3 protein-coding genes and 1 pseudogene are annotated in these 1,930 nt (G+C 42.0%); 1 reads left to right on the top strand and 3 read right to left on the bottom strand.

The annotated features are described in order from the left end of the window. Positions 1-117, top strand: a 117-nt coding sequence (locus OGV67_RS02545; RefSeq protein ID WP_286464883.1) for an inorganic diphosphatase, incomplete at its 5' end; no start/stop codon positions are given. Between the two features lie 132 nt (positions 118-249). On the opposite strand, the gene OGV67_RS02540 is transcribed toward OGV67_RS02545, so the two are convergent. The 3 genes and pseudogenes from OGV67_RS02540 to OGV67_RS02530 all read right to left on the bottom strand — a co-directional run. Beyond that, on the bottom strand, positions 250-450 hold the full coding sequence (locus OGV67_RS02540; RefSeq protein WP_024130781.1) for a DUF4926 domain-containing protein: 201 nt from the start codon (positions 448-450) through the stop codon (positions 250-252). A gap of 12 nt (positions 451-462) precedes the next feature. Beyond that, positions 463-1,590 carry a type VI secretion system tube protein TssD gene (gene tssD / locus OGV67_RS02535; RefSeq protein ID WP_115615201.1) on the bottom strand — a complete coding sequence of 376 codons (1,128 nt, stop codon included), beginning with the start codon at positions 1,588-1,590 and terminating at the stop codon, positions 463-465. A 257-nt stretch (positions 1,591-1,847) separates the two neighbouring features. Further along, positions 1,848-1,930 (bottom strand): annotated as a pseudogene (locus tag OGV67_RS02530) (gamma-glutamylcyclotransferase family protein); the annotation flags it as partial.

Below are 1,930 nucleotides of genomic sequence, written 5' to 3'. Positions count from 1 at the left end.
TTCGAGCACTACAAAGACCTCGAAAAAGGCAAATGGGTGAAAGTTGACGGCTGGGACAACGCTGAAGCGGCTAAAGCTGAAATCGTTGCTTCCTTCGAGCGCGCAGCGAAGAAATAAGTTCGTTTTCGCTTGAGCTCAACGTAATTTTTTAAAAGCCCTCGTATTTGCGAGGGCTTTTTTTATACCGGGTAAAACTGCCTAAGAGGGATTATCGACAAACTCTGGTTCCAGTAGTGCCGAGTGTAGAGACTATGATAAATCTTTGGTCAGTTGCTCCGGTGATAAAGCCAGAGATACGATAGTCTTTCCTTCTTCATCACAAAACTCAACCTCATAAGCTAACGATGGTGAGTGATACACATCAATAACCGCACCGATCTGACCTTTCGTTAAACCAACGGCAGGTAAATCAACATTCAGGAACACAACATCCAGAAGTGATAGTTTCATCATTTCACCTTACTATTTTACATAGAGGGTTGTCATGCGAGGTACTAACGAATCAGTCTCATATATCCAACCAGTACGTACTATCGCAGTTTCTCCGTTCACACCGATAATCGGTACATCGACGGACAGTCTTTGACCGAAACTGTCATATAGCCCTAATTCAGCAGGGTTAGACAGGACTCCCTGCTGAACTCTGGAAACTAAGACCCCTGCATTAGATGGGTTATAACCCAAAGCTGATTCGAAAACTCGCGCTTTATTTCCCCCAACCGGATGATCAGAATTTAGAGCATAAGAAGCTATTTTTTTAGGATCGATAACTGCATGTTTGGCATTGAGTAATGTTCCAGCCTCAGATGTGAATCCTTTTAAATAGGGGGATTCAAGGGACGGGACCATACTATAATTCGATATTTCGCCTGGCCCATTTACAGTGCTCAGCCTACCAATCCCTAACCCGGCAGCGATTGAAGCGCCAGCAATCAGCAATCCCCTGGTCTGATCGTTCATTACCTGGTTATAACCAACAGGAGCATCACCACCGAGCAATTCAGCAGTCTGATGAAACCCATCGACATTACCATTATAAATCCCCCCGGCCGCCAGCAGTCTCCCTACGCCAGCGCTGTTAAGGGTATGAGTCTGGGCTTTCGGCGTTGGAACAAACAGCTTATTGTATTCCGCTGGCAGGGCAAGATAACTACACTCGGTATTGCTTATCAGATGTTTACTGAGAATATAATCATAATCAACAGATATTGTTTCTGTATCTATCTCGTCTTTTATAATGCGAAGCTGAATACTTGATATTGAAGCACCTCTGAGCTGAATATAATAATACTTCTCCCATTGACCATATCTATTTATGCGGTAAAACCAAAACGCCAGAAACAGGTTTTCATTGTTATTAATCGCATTAGCTAACAGCGGTGAACTTTTATCTATTTGCTTGCTGAATGTTAAGCTCTGTAGATTCGCACCTTTACCTGTATTCGTTACCCCCGAACTCAAAGAAAACACAAATATTTCATTCACATGGTTTCGTTGCCAACGATTACCGACTGAATCAGTTGTGCCACATCCATCAGAAATATCACCTTGTTGCTCACCAATGAGTTTAAGATAAACAATATCACTCATCCATTACTATCCTTACCTGGATAATTATTTGGTAGAACGAGAATGCGACTGAAATAAAATTATTTCCGCTAGCGGGATCATATTACTTTATAATAATACAAGATAATATTTTAAGAAGAATAATAATTCACACTAATTAGTGTTTCATTTAATAAGCATTTTGCGTAATGAACAAAAAGATAAGTACGTCCTGATAATCCAGGACGACGGCTGGCACCACATAAAACAACGCCACCCGAAGGTGGCGTGTTTTTTGATCAGCACTGGTCTCTGTCTAACCAGTTACCGCTTTCAATCAGCGTTAACCCTTCGACCGGACGTTGGTACACATACATCCATG

The sequence above is a fragment of the Citrobacter sp. CK188 genome, assembly GCF_030333525.1.
In the GTDB taxonomy this organism is placed as follows: domain Bacteria; phylum Pseudomonadota; class Gammaproteobacteria; order Enterobacterales; family Enterobacteriaceae; genus Citrobacter_B; species Citrobacter_B koseri.
Note: the sequence above shows the minus strand (reverse complement) of the source record. Positions and strands in the feature narration are given on the sequence as shown.